The organism is Yersinia sp. 2553 StPb PI, from assembly GCF_052217105.1.
Classification (GTDB): Bacteria; Pseudomonadota; Gammaproteobacteria; order Enterobacterales; family Enterobacteriaceae; genus Yersinia; species Yersinia enterocolitica_E.
The window spans coordinates 3,067,121-3,081,102 of the sequence record NZ_JAZGPX010000002.1 but is presented as its reverse complement, the minus strand read 5'-3'; the positions used below and the strand labels follow the sequence as shown (position 1 = coordinate 3,081,102).

Below are 13,982 nucleotides of genomic sequence, written 5' to 3'. Positions count from 1 at the left end.
GTTATCTGTGGTGGTTTGGTTATCAGTAGTGATGGGATTGCAACAGATGTCTTTTACTTTTTGACGGATAGCGATGCACGAATATGAGCCTGGAAAATGTAATAAACAGTGATGTTTCGCATCAACAGCAGCGAGAGATTACGCGATTGTGCATCAAATGCGCCCTAATGCTGTTGCAGCATGGGGCAGAAAGTATGCTAGTTGAGCAGCTATCTGCACGGCTTGGTATGGCTCTGGGGATGGACAGCGTTGAGAGTTCTATCTCGGCTAACGCAATCGTGTTGACCACTATCAGCGAAGGTAACTGCCTGACATCTACCCGTAAAAATACCGATCGTGGCATCAATATGCAGGTAGTCACTGAAGTGCAGCATATTGTGATTATGGCGGAGCATCGCTTATTGGATGCAAAAGATGTGGAAAAACGCTTCGAGCATATCAAACCTCTGCGTTATCCGCGCTGGCTGGTCGTTGTGATGGTGGCGCTCTCTTGTGGTTGTTTCAGTAAATTAAACGGTGGTGGTTGGGATGCGTTTTCCATTAGCTTTTTAGCCAGTGGGTTGGCGATGTTTGTTCGCCAGAGTCTGACGATTAATCATATGAATCCGCTGATTAATTTCTGCATCACTGCTTTTGTTGCCACATCCGCATCCGGTTTGTTGATGCGTTTACCGTTTTTCCAGGAAGCATCCAGCGTGGCGATGGCGGCCAGCGTACTGCTACTCGTGCCTGGGTTCCCGTTGATTAATGCGGTAGCCGATATGTTTAAGGGCCACGTTAATACCGGTTTGGCCCGTTGGGCGATGGCAAGTTTATTAACGTTATCAACCTGTATTGGGGTGATATTCGCGATGGCGTTATGGGGATTGCGGGGGTGGTAATGAATTTACTCTGGGCATTATTACAAGACATGGTGTTGGCGGCTATCCCGGCACTGGGTTTTGCTATGGTATTTAATGTGCCGGTGCGGGCATTGCGTTACTGCGCATTGCTGGGAGCGGTCGGGCACGGTTCGCGTATGTTAATGATCCATTTTGGTATGAATATCGAGCTGGCTTCATTATTGGCTTCAATTATGATTGGCGTCATCGGGATTAACTGGTCACGCTGGTTGCTGGCACATCCAAAAGTTTTCACTGTCGCGGCTGTTATTCCTATGTTTCCGGGTATTTCCGCCTATACCGCAATGATATCGGTCGTTGAGATTTCTCACTTGGGTTATAGCGAAGCGTTAATGTCCACGATGGTGACCAATTTCTTGAAAGCGTCATTTATTGTTGGAGCGTTGTCGATTGGTTTATCTTTGCCAGGATTATGGTTATATCGCAAACGTCCTGGTGTATAAGACTTTTTTTCTGCTCTGTTCTTGTATCAGGCTAAGAGCAATCTTATATGTGTGATTAGCCTGCTTATCGCTATCGACGCTTGATTAGGCTTTACGTATAGTGTGAGCAATTTTTCGGTACTGGCTCTTGTAGCCTACAGGGTTTAAAAATGATTATCAGCCTGATCGCTGCGTTGGCGGCGGATCGCGTTATTGGTATGGAAAACGCCATGCCATGGCACCTACCGGCTGATTTAGCGTGGTTCAAACGTAACACGTTAAATAAACCGGTAATTATGGGTCGTAAGACCTTCGAATCAATCGGTCGTCCTTTGCCGGGGCGGTTGAATATTGTTATCAGTAGCCAGCCGGGTACTGATGAGCGCGTGACCTGGGCTACGTCAATTGAAGAAGCTCTCTCTTTCGCAGGCGACGTAGAAGAAGTTATGGTTATGGGGGGCGGACGGGTCTATAAGCAATTCTTAGCTCGCGCGAATCGTATGTATCTTACCCATATCGATGCGGAAGTAGGGGGGGATACTCATTTCCCTGACTATGAGCCGGATGAGTGGGAAAGCACATTCAGTGAGTTTCATGACGCAGATGAAGCGAACTCGCACAGCTATTGTTTTGAGATCCTTGAGCGCCGCTGATTATTGCTACCATCCCAAATAAGACCTGTCTGCCTCAAACAAGAACGTCACCAAAAATAAAGGCGCATATTATGCGCCTTTATTTTTTAACATCTAATTATCAGTATATTACAGATAACTAAAGGGATCTTTTGCCGCTGCTATTTCATCAGTGTTACTTACTTCTGCTTCCACTTTGAATGCATGCTGTGTGAAATAGCGTTTATCTTCCCAGCGTAGCAGCGTTAAATCGCCGCCCCAGCAACAGCCGGTATCCAAGCCATAAATACCTTCAGGAACACCTTTCCCTTCCAGCGATGCCCAGTGACCAAAAATAATTGAATAGTCAGGGGAGACCAATCTTGGCAACTCGAACCAAGGCTTGAGTGGAGCGGGGGCATTTTCTGGCGTATCTTTACAGATCATATCCAACTGCCCGTTCGGGAAACAAAAACGCATGCGGGTCAGTGCATTAGTACTAAAACGCAAGCGTGCTAGCCCGGATAGCTCTGGTGACCAGTTATTCGGCATATCGCCGTACATGGCATCGAGGAAGAGTGGATAGCTATCACTACTTAATACCGCCTCCACTTCACGTGCACACATTTGGGCGGTTTCAATATCCCATTGAGGTGTTATCCCGGCATGAGCCATGATCAATTTTAATTCATCATCAACTTGTAAGACCGGTTGGCGACGCAGCCAATTAATCAACTCATCAGCATCCGGCGCCTCAAGCAGTGGAGTAATACGATCTTTGGGTTTATTACGGCTGATACCGGCATAAACGGCCAGTAAATGCAGGTCATGGTTACCCAGAGCCATACGAACAGCAGGCCCTAATGAGCGGACATAACGTAAAACATCCAGTGATGCTGGGCCACGGGCAACTAAATCACCGGTTAACCACAAAGTATCCTGCTGCGGATCAAAGCTCACCTGTGCTAATAGCGCAAGCAGCTCATCGAGGCAGCCATGAACATCGCCAATAAGATAAGTAGACATAGTTGAAAGGTCAGAGTTAATGGATCAGTGCTGGGATCGCTAAGCGGAACACCGGAATTGCAGTACGGAAGGGCTGACCAAGGTGATCAACCATCTCATAATGCCCTTCCATGGTACCCAGCGGGGTTTCCAGTACAGCACCGCTGGTGTATTGAAACTCATTACCTGGCTGGATCAACGGCTGTTCGCCGATGACCCCTTCACCCTGAACTTCAGTCTGCCGGCCATTACTATTAGTGATTAACCAATAACGGCCAATCAGTTGCACATTTGAACGACCCAAATTGCGTATCGTCACGGTATAGGCGAAGACGAAACGTTCTTCATCAGGTATCGACTGGGTTTCCACATAGATACTCTGCACCTGTACACAAACGCGGGGCTGTTCAATCATAATGTGCTCCTGCTTATTCTTGCGGTGTCGATTGAGCTGAAAGCCAGTTAGCCAGCTTACAGTATTGCGCTACCGAAATATTCTCTGCCCGTAATATCGGGTCAATACCTAATTCGATTAACTGCTCTGGAGTGAATAGATCACCTAAGCTGTTACGCACGGTTTTTCTGCGCTGATTAAATGCTTGCGTGGTAATGCGGCTAAGCATACGAACGTCACCAACCGGATTCGGCATGTTGACATGCGGAATCAAGCGCACCACGGCCGAATCAACTTTTGGCGCGGGGGTAAACGCCGTTGGCGGTACTTCTAGCACCGGGATAACATTGCAATAGTATTGCGCCATCACCGTCAGTCGGCCATACGCTTTACTATTAGGTCCTGCGACCAGACGATTAACCACTTCTTTTTGCAACATGAAATGCATGTCACGAATAGCATCAGTATAGCTGAAAAGATGGAACATCAGCGGGGTGGAAATGTTGTATGGCAAGTTACCAAACACACGTAATGGCTGCCCTGCAAGCTCTGCTAACTCAGAAAAATTAACTTTCATCGCATCTTGTTGATGGATGGTTAGCTTGTCTTTCAGTTGCGGATGGCTGGCTAAACGAGCCGCCAGATCGCGATCAAGCTCGATCACCGTCATATGATCCATACGCGCAGCAACAGGTTCAGTCAATGCCCCTAAACCGGGACCTATTTCAACTACGGCTTCGCCAGGAACGGGGTGAATTGCAGAAACAATACTGTCGATGACAAACTGATCGTTTAAAAAGTTTTGTCCAAAGCGTTTGCGGGCAAAATGCCCTTGGTGGACTCTATTATTCATTGCTGTTATTTATCATTTTAATGGCTAAGTTTAATGCCGTAATGAAACTGCCAACATCGGCAGAACCGGTTGCGGCGAGTTCTAAAGCGGTACCGTGATCCACAGAAGTGCGGATAAAAGGCAAACCGAGAGTGATATTTACTGCTCGGCCAAACCCTTGATACTTCAGCACTGGCAATCCTTGATCATGATACATCGCCAGAACCGCATCTGCATGTTGTAGATATTTAGGCTGAAATAGGGTGTCTGCTGGTAGAGGGCCGATAAGATTTATACCTTGCTGACGCAGTGCATCTAGTGCAGGAATAATGGTATCGATCTCTTCATGGCCCATATGGCCACCTTCACCTGCGTGAGGATTCAGTCCGCACACGTAAATCTGTGGTTGGCTAATGCCAAATTTGGTTTTCAGGTCACTATCAAGAATGGTGATCACTTCATGCAGGCTAGCTTGAGTGATTGCGCCAGGTACGGCCAGCAGAGGTAAGTGGGTTGTCGCCAATGCCACACGTAACTCTTCAGTTGCCAGCATCATCACTACCCGTGGGCAGAGGCTGCGATCTGCAAAAAACTCGGTGTGTCCGATAAAAGGGATGCCAGCATCATTGATAATACTTTTTTGTACCGGGCCGGTGACCAATGCAGAAAATTCCCCGCTTATCGCGCCATCACAAGCCTTGGCCAATGTTTCCACAACATAGTGGCTGTTTTGGATGTCGAGTTTGCCGGGGATCACTTCTGTGGCCGTTTTTACTGGTAAGATAGTCAGTGACCCCGCTTGTTGCGCTAACGCAGGCTTGCTGGCTTGATATTCACGCAACTGCAAAGGCAGGTTAAGCTGACGGGCCCGAGCAAGTAGCAAGGCCGGATCGGCACACACCACTAACTCAACAGGCCAATCCTGTTGAGCCAGGGCGACGACTAAATCGGGCCCGACCCCGGCTGGCTCACCGGGGGTAATAACAATACGATTATTATGGTTGTGCATTACTACCATCAAGAATTTTTACATAAGCAGCAGCACGCTGCTCTTGCATCCAAGTTTGAGCTTCTTCAGCAAATTTACGGCTAAAGAGCATACGGTATGCCTTGTCTTTTTGTGCTGCATCAGTCTTGTCTACCTGACGTGTATCGACAACCTGAATTAAGTGCCAGCCGAAAGAAGAGTGAACCGGTGCACTGATCTCACCTTTTTGCAGTTTCATCAGCGCATCACGGAACGCCGGGTCATAAATATCTGGTGATGCCCAACCTAAATCACCGCCTTGCATTGCAGAACCAGGATCCTGAGAGATCTCTTTGGCAATAGTGGCGAAGCTGGATTTACCACTCTTAATATCTGCCGCCGCTGCCGCTAACTTGGCACGAGCCTGATCGTCGGTCATTACCGGTGAAGGTTTCAGCAAGATGTGGCGGGCGTGAACTTCAGTCACGGAAACGGTCTTATCCGCACCACGGATATCATTTACTTTCAGGATGTGGAAACCGACACCAGAACGGATTGGCCCGACAACATCACCTTTGTTCGCAGTTTGTAATCTTTCAGCAAACAAAGAAGGCAGTTCCTGTAATTTGCCCCAACCCATCTGGCCGCCTTTCAGCGCCTGAGAGTCCGCCGAGTTGGCGATAGCCAATTTACCAAAATCAGCGCCGCCTTTAATGTCGGAGACTAATTTGTTAGCCAGCTCTTCAGCCTGATCAACTTGCTGCTGAGAGGGATTTTCTGGCAATGGGATAAGAATGTGGCTGAGGTTCAGTTCAGCATCACCGCTGGTCTGGTTCCCAACTTGTTTGGCCAGTGACTCAACTTCCTGTGGCAGGATAGTTATTCGGCGGCGTACTTCGTTGTTACGCACTTCAGAAGTCAGCATCTCTTTACGGATCTGCTCGCGGTAAGTGTCATAATTCAGGCCATCAGCAGCCAGACGACTACGCATCTGAGCCGGAGTCATGCGGTTTTGCGCAGCGATATCAGCAATGGCTTTATCCAATGCTTCATCACTGATAGTAATGCCCATCTTCTTCGCCATCTGTAACTGGATATTATCCATGATCAGACGCTCAAGAATCTGATGACGTAACGTCGCATCATCAGGAACTTGTTGCCCAGACTGCTGTGCATTCAGTTTCACGGATTGTAACAGACCGTCAACGTCACTTTGCAAAACGACGCCGTTATCAACCACTGCGGCAACTTTATCAACTTCTTGTGGTGCTGCGAACGCGGTATTGGCACAGACAACCAATCCGAGAATAAGCGTTCTCCAGTTCTTCATACCTTTTCCATTTATGTAATCCGCTTTAGCGGGTTAAAATTCACTGTATTCAGTGTGTTACACAGTATCAGAATGCACTTTGATAAGGCAGAATGCCTGAGCGCAGCATTTGTGCAGTACCCAGGTTGTGGTCGCTGCTCAGACCACGTAATTCAATGTTAAAACCAATCTTGTTATCATACTTACTGGCTTCTGTTTGTGAATTCCAGCCAGTAATTTTACGTTCATAGCCCACGTTTATAGCCCAGCAACACGTGTTGTATTGTAAACCAACTAACTGGCTAGCGGGCTGATTGGCTTTGGTATCGTAGTAATAAGCACCGACTAGTGCCCAACGATCCGCAATCGGCCAACTGGCGGTAGCACCAATCTGAGAAATGCCTTGCTGATAACCAGGACTTTTTACATTCGGTACTGCTGCCTGAATATATTCTGGGCTGGCATAGCGGTAATTCAATTGAATCATACGCTCTGAGTCTTTTCTATACTCCATTACCGCGTTACCCAGGGTCAAACTCCCCAGACGGGTATCATACTGCACGCCACCTTTTAGACCCACTTGATCACTGATACGCCAGAATGTATCACCAGCCCAAACAAGGCTACCAGTATCATCACTGTTATCAATTGTTTCGCTATTACCGGTACGCGAACGGCTGAAGTAATAGATTTGACCCACAGAAGCATTAAAACGTTCAACCAGCGCATCATCATATATGCGTGAAGTTAAACCGGTAGATACCTGATTCGCAGACGCTATACGGTCCAAGCCACTATAGGTACGGTCACGGAACAGTCCCGAGTAGTCTGACTGCATCAGCGTGGTGTCGTAAATATAGATATCATCCTGATTGCGGTATGGAACATAGAGATACTGCATCCGTGGTTCGAGTGTCTGGGTGAAGCCTTCACTCCAATCCATTGGCCGATCAAATACCACTTTGCCATCAATTTTAAATTGCGGCATCACCCGGTTAATCGAGTCTTTCAGGTCAGGAACCGTCGCATCCTGCCCATTCTGGTTTTTGTAATTATTGGCAAATCCTGTCGGGATATCCTGCTGATAATGGGTTGCCAGTAATTTGGCTTCGGTATTCAGGCTACCCCAACCGTTGGACAGTGGTAGGTTAATCGCCGGTTCAATGTGGAAGCGGCTGGCTTCTGGGTTTTCTGGATTGACGCTGGTGAATTTGGCGGCTTGACCGTAAACATGCAGATCAAACGGGCCAATATCATTTTTATAGTAGTTCATATCCAACTGAGGTTGGGCCCGGTAAGCATTATTATTACCGGCGTCAGTAAAGACTTGGAACTGTTTAGAGGCCAAGGTGGCATCCCAGTTTTGATCAGCATAGCCAACGCTGAATATTTGGGTTGCATAGCCGTCAGTGGTCGATCCGTATTGCGACGTTAAATCAGTAAAGTAATCTGGGTCACTAACACGGGTATAGTTGACGTTGAAACGCCAGACTTTATCCATCACACCGGAATGGCCCCAGTAGTACAACCAGCGGGTGGCATCTTTATCGGTACCATCGGTGCCGTGGTATAAGCGATCACTCGGTAGCCAGTCTAATGCCATGGTGCCGCTGCCCGGAGCCAGCAAGTAGCGGAACTCGTTTTGCCACTGTAACCCACGCCGTTCCATGTAGTGAGGCGTAATTGTAGCATCGAAGTTGGGCGCAATATTCCAGTAGTATGGCAGCATAAATTCGATGCCGTTATTACTGGTATATTTAGCATTAGGGATCAGGAAGCCTGAGCGGCGTTTATCACCAACCGGTAATTGCATATAAGGACTGTAGAACACCGGTACTTTGCCAATCTTAAAGCGGGCATTCCAGATTTCTGCTACTTCTTCTTCGCGGTCATGAATAACCTCAGAGCCCACGACACTCCAGCTATTATCACCTGGTAGACAGGAGGTAAACGTCCCATTTTCTAAAATGGTGTAACGGTTCTGACCTCGTAACTTCATTAAATCCGCATCACCACGCCCTTGATGGCCGACCATCTGATATTTGCCTTTATCCATATCAGTGTCTTTGGTATTCAAGTTTGACCAGCCTTTCGGGCCTTTCAGCTTGATTTGCGGATCGTCATAATTAACGTCGCCAGTGGCCGTGACAGTACGAACTGGGATAGCTTCACCGGGTTTTTGTACCTGCGTCAGTTCAACCTGATTCGCGGTCAGGGTGCTATTGCCTTGCTGGACAATGACATTGCCGGTGAACAAGGCATTATCGGGATAATTGGCTTCGGTTTTATCCGCATTAATACGGACCGGTAGCTGATTCGGATCACCGCTGACCAATGGCTGATCATAGGTGGGTACACCAAGCATACATTGCTCAGCGAGGCCGGCCAGCGATTGCTGGCTATATAGTGCCGTCCATATCAATGTGGCCAGCAGTGTTGGGAATCTTTTTTTCATACGCGGTTTTGGTGTTCCGTCATCGGGGGGCATCATGCCGGCAAACGGTCTGAGACTATATTACTCATCACAGTTGCGCTAGCGTTAAATCCGGCCGTTTGCACGTCTCGTTGTTAGGCGCTGAGCTGAATGCCGAGTATGATAATGCAAATTTTGACTGACGGCATGATGAATTGAGGAGTATATGCGGTATTGGGGAAAACTGCTCGGTCTGGTATTGGGCTTAATGTCTGGTGCTGGTTTCTGGGGTGTGGTACTGGGGTTGCTTGTCGGCCATATGGTAGACAGGGTGCGAAGCACGAAGCGCCGCGGCTATTTTGCCGATCAACAAACACGACAATTAATTTTTTTCCGCGCCACTTTTCAGGTCATGGGGCATTTAACCAAGGCCAAAGGGCGGGTTACGGAAGTTGATATTCAACTCGCCAGCCAGTTGATGGATCGAATGCAATTGCACGGTGAAGCTCGAACTGCCGCACAGCAAGCGTTTCGCGAAGGGAAAGAAAGTGATTTCCCGTTGCGTGAAAGATTGCAGGAATTACGTGGTGTCTGCTTTGGGCGTTTTGATTTAATTCGGATGTTTCTGGAAATTCAATTACAGGCCGCATTTGCTGATGGATCTTTGCATCCTAACGAGCGGCAAGTGTTGTATGTCATTGCTGAAGAGTTAGGGATTTCGCGCGGCCAGTTTGATCAGTTCTTGAGCATGATTGAAGGCGGCCGTCAATTTGGTGGTCACGGCGGTTGGCAGGGCCAGCAAGGTGGATATTCTCAGGGGGGCTATCAGCAAGCCTCGAATGGCCCGACTTTAGAGGATGCCTGCAAAGTGCTGGGTATTAGCAATACTGACGACAGTGTGACCATCAAGCGTGCTTACCGTAAGTTAATGGGGGAACATCATCCAGATAAGTTGGTGGCAAAAGGTCTGCCACCTGAAATGATGGAGATGGCGAAGCAAAAAGCCCAAGAGATTCAAGCTGCGTATGATTTGATTAAGCGCGAAAAGGGATTTAAATAGGTTTTGTTTCAACAGTGCCCACCTCAGATCGGCGTTAATGCGCCGTTCTGAGGTAATTTCGGGCCAATACTCTTACGACAAAAATTAAAATTCCGCCTCACATTTAAAATGCATCGCCGTTCCAAACTCAGGGTGAGTAATACACAGCTCCTGCGCATGTAACTGCAAGCGGGATGCCATCGCTTTGGCCTCTGGATGGGCGTAGAAGCCATCACCAAGGATTGGGTGACCCATCGCCAGCATATGGACCCGTAATTGGTGTGAGCGCCCTGTGATGGGCGATAACTTCACTCGCGTGCTGCCATCAGTATCGCGTGACAGCACCAGATACTCAGTTTGTGCAGATTTACCGGTTTCATAACAGACTTTCTGCTTTGGCCGGTTTGGCCAGTCACAGATTAACGGCAGATCTATCAGCCCTTCATCTTCGGCCAGATGCCCCCAGACGCGGGCAATATAAGACTTTTTCGGTTCACGTTCGCGAAATTGGCGCTTCAGCTCGCGCTCAGCCGCTTTGGTCAGTGCCACGATAATTACGCCACTGGTGGCCATATCCAGCCGATGAACGGACTCTGCCGCCGGAAATTCAGCCTGAATACGAGTCATCACACTGTCTTTATTCTCCGGTGCGCGACCGGGCACAGAAAGTAGCCCACTAGGTTTGTTGACCACCATGATGTGCTCATCCTGAAACAGGATGTGCAGCCAAGGGTCGCGTGGGGGATTATAGGGTTCCATTGGTGCTCCATTTATGCCCTGCATTGTTCAAGTCGCAGGTGTGTTGGCTGCTCTCGTTAACCCGAATCATTTGACTGCATAAGCTCATCGGGATTAATGAGCCTCATCCTTGAGGCTAGCATAAATGCTATTCAAATCGGTTCCCAACCGATTTGTCTCTCCTTTGCCGCCTGCCTGCATCTTGAGATCTATGGGGTATATTGCAGAAACTGATTATTACTCAGGATTACTGATGTGTGACCACCACCAGGCGGATAGCATCTAAACGCCAGCCCGCTTGATTGAGGTTTTCCAGCACCATTTTACGGTTATGCTCCAGTGCTTCTATTTCGTCATCACGAATATTTGGGTTAACCGCTTTCAGGGCTTCCAAACGTGCCAGTTCGGTACTCAGCTTATCATCAGCTTCGTGCTTGGCCGATTCAATCAACAGTTTTGCCTGCTCTTCAACCAGTGCCTCTGCTTGTTGCAACATGGCGTGGACTTCTTGTTGCACTGCATTGACCAGCTTGCTGGAGGTATGACGGTTTACCGCATTCAACTGACGGTTAAAGGTTTCAAATTCAACCTGTGCCGCCAGATTGGTGCCATTTCTGTCCATCAGCATCCGCACTGGGGTGGGTGGCAAGAAGCGGGTTAATTGCAGGTGTTTTGGCGCTTGAGCTTCTACCACATAAACCAATTCAGCCAGCAGTGTTCCTACTGGTAATGCTTTGTTTTTCAATAAAGAAACCGCACAGCTTCCGGTATCGCCGGACAAGATCAAATCCAAACCATTACGGATGATCGGGTGCTCCCAACTCACAAACTGGGCATCTTCCCGCGATAACGCCTGTTCACGATCGAATGTCACGGTACAGCCGTCTTGCGGCAGCCCAGGGAAGTCCGGTACCAGCATATGATCAGAGGGGGTCAGTACGATCAGGTTATCACTGCGATCTTCTTGGTTAATCCCGACAATATCGAACAGGTTAAGTGCGAAACTAACCAAATTAACGTCATTATCTTGATCTGCAATGATCTGCGCCAGTTGTTGACCATGCTCGCCACCGTTGGAATGCATCTCCAGTAGCCGATCACGACCTTGTTCCAGTTGCAGTTTCAGCTCTTCGTGCTGTAGACGGCAGGCGTGAATAAATTCATCTAACCCTTCTTGTTCACTTGGCGTTGCCAGATAGCCGATCAGTTCTTGATAGCCGCTGTCATAAATGGTGCGCCCGGTCGGACAGGTGTGCTCAAAAGCATCCAAACCTTCATGATACCAACGCACCAATATCGCCTGTGCGGTATGTTCCAGATAAGGCACCATGATCTGGATTTCGCGGTTTTGACCGATACGGTCCAGACGGCCAATACGCTGTTCCAGCAGGTCCGGGTTAAACGGCAGGTCGAACATCACCAACTGGCAGGCAAACTGGAAATTACGGCCTTCTGAACCTATCTCAGAACACAGTAATACCTGAGCGCCATCTTCTTCAGAGGCAAAATAGGCCGCAGCACGGTCACGCTCTATCAGTGATAAACCTTCATAGAACACGGCGGCGCGAATAGCTTCACGTTCACGTAGCACTTGTTCAAGCTGTAAGGCAGTGGCTGCCTGGGCACAGATAACCAACACTTTCTCATTGCGGTTAGCAATCAGATAGTTAAGTAACCACTCTACCCGTGGGTCAAAGTTCCACCAGGTGGCATTTTCGCCTTCAAACTCCTGATAGATTTGTTCCGGGTAAAGCATATCTTTGGCGCGCGCTTCCAACGTTTTTTTGGCACCCATGATGCCTGATACTTTAATCGCCGTCTGATATTGGGTTGGCAATGGCAGTTTGATTTGATGCAGGACGCGGTGCGGGAAGCCTTTCACCCCATTGCGGGTATTACGGAACAAGATCCGGCTGGTACCATGTCTGTCCATCAGCATTGTTACCAACTCTTGGCGAGCGGCTTCGCTATCTTCACTTTGGCTATTTGCCGCTTTCAGCAAGGGCTCAATATCCTGCTCATCAATGAGTTCGCCCAACAGATTCAGTTTATCGTCAGTTAAGCGCTCACCACCCAGCAGCAGCGTCACAGCATCTGCAATCGGACGATACTTCTGCTGTTCATTGACGAATTCTTCGTAATCGTGGAAGCGATCGGGATCCAGCAAACGCAGACGAGCAAAATGGCTCTGCTGGCCCAATTGCTCTGGTGTTGCGGTCAACAGCAGCACACCTGGGATATTCTCAGCCAATTGTTCAATGACTTGATATTCACGACTTGGGGCTTCTTCGCTCCAGGCCAGATGGTGCGCCTCATCCACCACCAACAGATCCCAAGACGCATCTGCCAGTTGTTCCAGCCGTTGTTTATTGCGGCGCACAAAATCCAGTGAACAGATAACCATCTGCTCGGTTTCAAACGGATTGGTGCTGTCAAGCAGGGCTTCGGAGTAGCGGCTGTCATCAAACAGTGAGAAGCGCAAATTGAAGCGGCGCAACATTTCCACCAACCACTGATGTTGCAGGCTTTCCGGCACTACAATCAGGATACGTTCAGCACGGCCTGATAACAGTTGTTGGTGAATGATCATCCCGGCTTCGATGGTTTTACCTAAACCCACTTCATCGGCCAGTAATACCCTTGGTGCATGGCGCTGACCCACTTCATAGGCGATATGTAATTGGTGTGGGATCAGGCTGGCACGGATACCGCGTAACCCACTCCATGGCAGACGGAACTGCTCACTTTGATATTTACGAGCGCGAAAACGCAGGGCAAAGCGATCCATACGATCGATCTGACCGGCAAATAGCCGATCCTGCGGTTTGCTAAACGTCAGTTTGCTATCGAGCAACACTTCACGCATTGAGACGCCGGTTTCCTCAGTGTCCAAACGGGTGCCGATATAAGTAATCAGCCCATTTTCATGAGTCACTTCTTCCACTTTTAGCTGCCAGCCTTCGTGGTTGGTGATGGTATCGCCCGGATTGAACATGACGCGGGTGATTGGCGAATCATTTCTAGCGTAAAGGCGGTTTTCACCGGTTGCGGGAAACAGTAAGGTAATCATGCGTACGTCGATGGCAACGACAGTACCCAATCCAAGTTCGCTTTCTGTGTCGCTGATCCAGCGTTGACCAAGTGTAAAAGGCATAAATTATCGGCTCGATTTTTTGTTGGACAGTTAAGGAAATGCTTTTTAAATTATCTGGTTATAAATAATTAGTGGCAGCCAAATATCATAAAACCACTGGCAATAGTCTACCCGCCGCACAGGCGATGCGGCCTGAGAGTCTGTCTGAAAATGTGGCATCTACAGGCAGCACCCAATAAGAAGGAGTATTACGGCT

At 48.5% G+C, this 13,982-nt stretch carries 12 protein-coding genes; 4 read left to right on the top strand and 8 right to left on the bottom strand.

Annotation, left to right across the window (positions count from 1 at the left end):
• Nucleotides 1–83: 83 nt before the first annotated feature.
• From V2A84_RS15595 to folA, 3 genes are all read left to right on the top strand, one after another.
• On the top strand, nt 84–881 hold the full coding sequence (locus tag V2A84_RS15595; RefSeq protein WP_083160598.1) for a threonine/serine ThrE exporter family protein: 798 nt from the start codon (nt 84–86) through the stop codon (nt 879–881).
• Entirely contained in the window at nt 881–1,345 is a 465-nt protein-coding gene (locus tag V2A84_RS15590; RefSeq protein ID WP_193784728.1) for a threonine/serine exporter, read from the top strand. The genes V2A84_RS15595 and V2A84_RS15590 overlap by 1 nt, the downstream gene beginning before the upstream one ends.
• 149 nt (nt 1,346–1,494) lie before the next feature.
• The gene (gene folA / locus V2A84_RS15585) at nt 1,495–1,977 is read left to right on the top strand and encodes a type 3 dihydrofolate reductase (protein ID WP_083160596.1); all 483 of its coding nucleotides are present in this window, start codon (nt 1,495–1,497) and stop codon (nt 1,975–1,977) included.
• A gap of 108 nt (nt 1,978–2,085) precedes the next feature.
• Here the strand turns inward: folA and apaH are convergent, their stop codons facing one another.
• The 6 genes from apaH to lptD form a co-directional block, all read right to left on the bottom strand.
• On the bottom strand, nt 2,086–2,961 hold the full coding sequence (gene apaH, locus V2A84_RS15580) for a bis(5'-nucleosyl)-tetraphosphatase (symmetrical) ApaH (RefSeq protein ID WP_442848947.1): 876 nt from the start codon (nt 2,959–2,961) through the stop codon (nt 2,086–2,088).
• Nucleotides 2,962–2,977: 16 nt separating this feature from the next.
• Entirely contained in the window at nt 2,978–3,355 is a 378-nt protein-coding gene (apaG, locus tag V2A84_RS15575; protein WP_083160592.1) for a Co2+/Mg2+ efflux protein ApaG, read from the bottom strand.
• A gap of 13 nt (nt 3,356–3,368) precedes the next feature.
• Nucleotides 3,369–4,187 carry a 16S rRNA (adenine(1518)-N(6)/adenine(1519)-N(6))-dimethyltransferase RsmA gene (gene rsmA / locus V2A84_RS15570; RefSeq protein ID WP_083160590.1) on the bottom strand — a complete coding sequence of 273 codons (819 nt, stop codon included), beginning with the start codon at nt 4,185–4,187 and terminating at the stop codon, nt 3,369–3,371.
• Nucleotides 4,180–5,175: a 4-hydroxythreonine-4-phosphate dehydrogenase PdxA gene (gene pdxA, locus V2A84_RS15565; RefSeq protein ID WP_083160588.1), complete on the bottom strand. Its 996-nt coding sequence runs from the start codon at nt 5,173–5,175 to the stop codon at nt 4,180–4,182. Before pdxA ends, rsmA begins: the two co-directional genes overlap by 8 nt.
• Nucleotides 5,162–6,463: a peptidylprolyl isomerase SurA gene (gene surA / locus V2A84_RS15560; protein WP_083160586.1), complete on the bottom strand. Its 1,302-nt coding sequence runs from the start codon at nt 6,461–6,463 to the stop codon at nt 5,162–5,164. The genes pdxA and surA overlap by 14 nt, the downstream gene beginning before the upstream one ends.
• A gap of 67 nt (nt 6,464–6,530) precedes the next feature.
• Entirely contained in the window at nt 6,531–8,897 is a 2,367-nt protein-coding gene (gene lptD, locus V2A84_RS15555; protein ID WP_442848946.1) for an LPS assembly protein LptD, read from the bottom strand.
• Nucleotides 8,898–9,081: 184 nt separating this feature from the next.
• Between lptD and djlA the strand changes: the two genes are divergently transcribed.
• Complete coding sequence (gene djlA / locus V2A84_RS15550; protein WP_083160582.1) at nt 9,082–9,915, top strand: co-chaperone DjlA; 834 nt, start codon at nt 9,082–9,084, stop codon at nt 9,913–9,915.
• Nucleotides 9,916–9,999: 84 nt separating this feature from the next.
• Here djlA and rluA read toward each other — a convergent pair whose 3' ends face one another.
• Nucleotides 10,000–10,653, bottom strand: coding sequence for a bifunctional tRNA pseudouridine(32) synthase/23S rRNA pseudouridine(746) synthase RluA (gene rluA / locus V2A84_RS15545; protein WP_420073042.1), 654 nt, complete (start codon nt 10,651–10,653; stop codon nt 10,000–10,002).
• Nucleotides 10,654–10,879: 226 nt separating this feature from the next.
• Nucleotides 10,880–13,786 (bottom strand): RNA polymerase-associated protein RapA, encoded by a 2,907-nt coding sequence (gene rapA, locus V2A84_RS15540; protein WP_083160578.1) that lies wholly within the window; start codon nt 13,784–13,786, stop codon nt 10,880–10,882.
• Nucleotides 13,787–13,982: the final 196 nt, after the last annotated feature.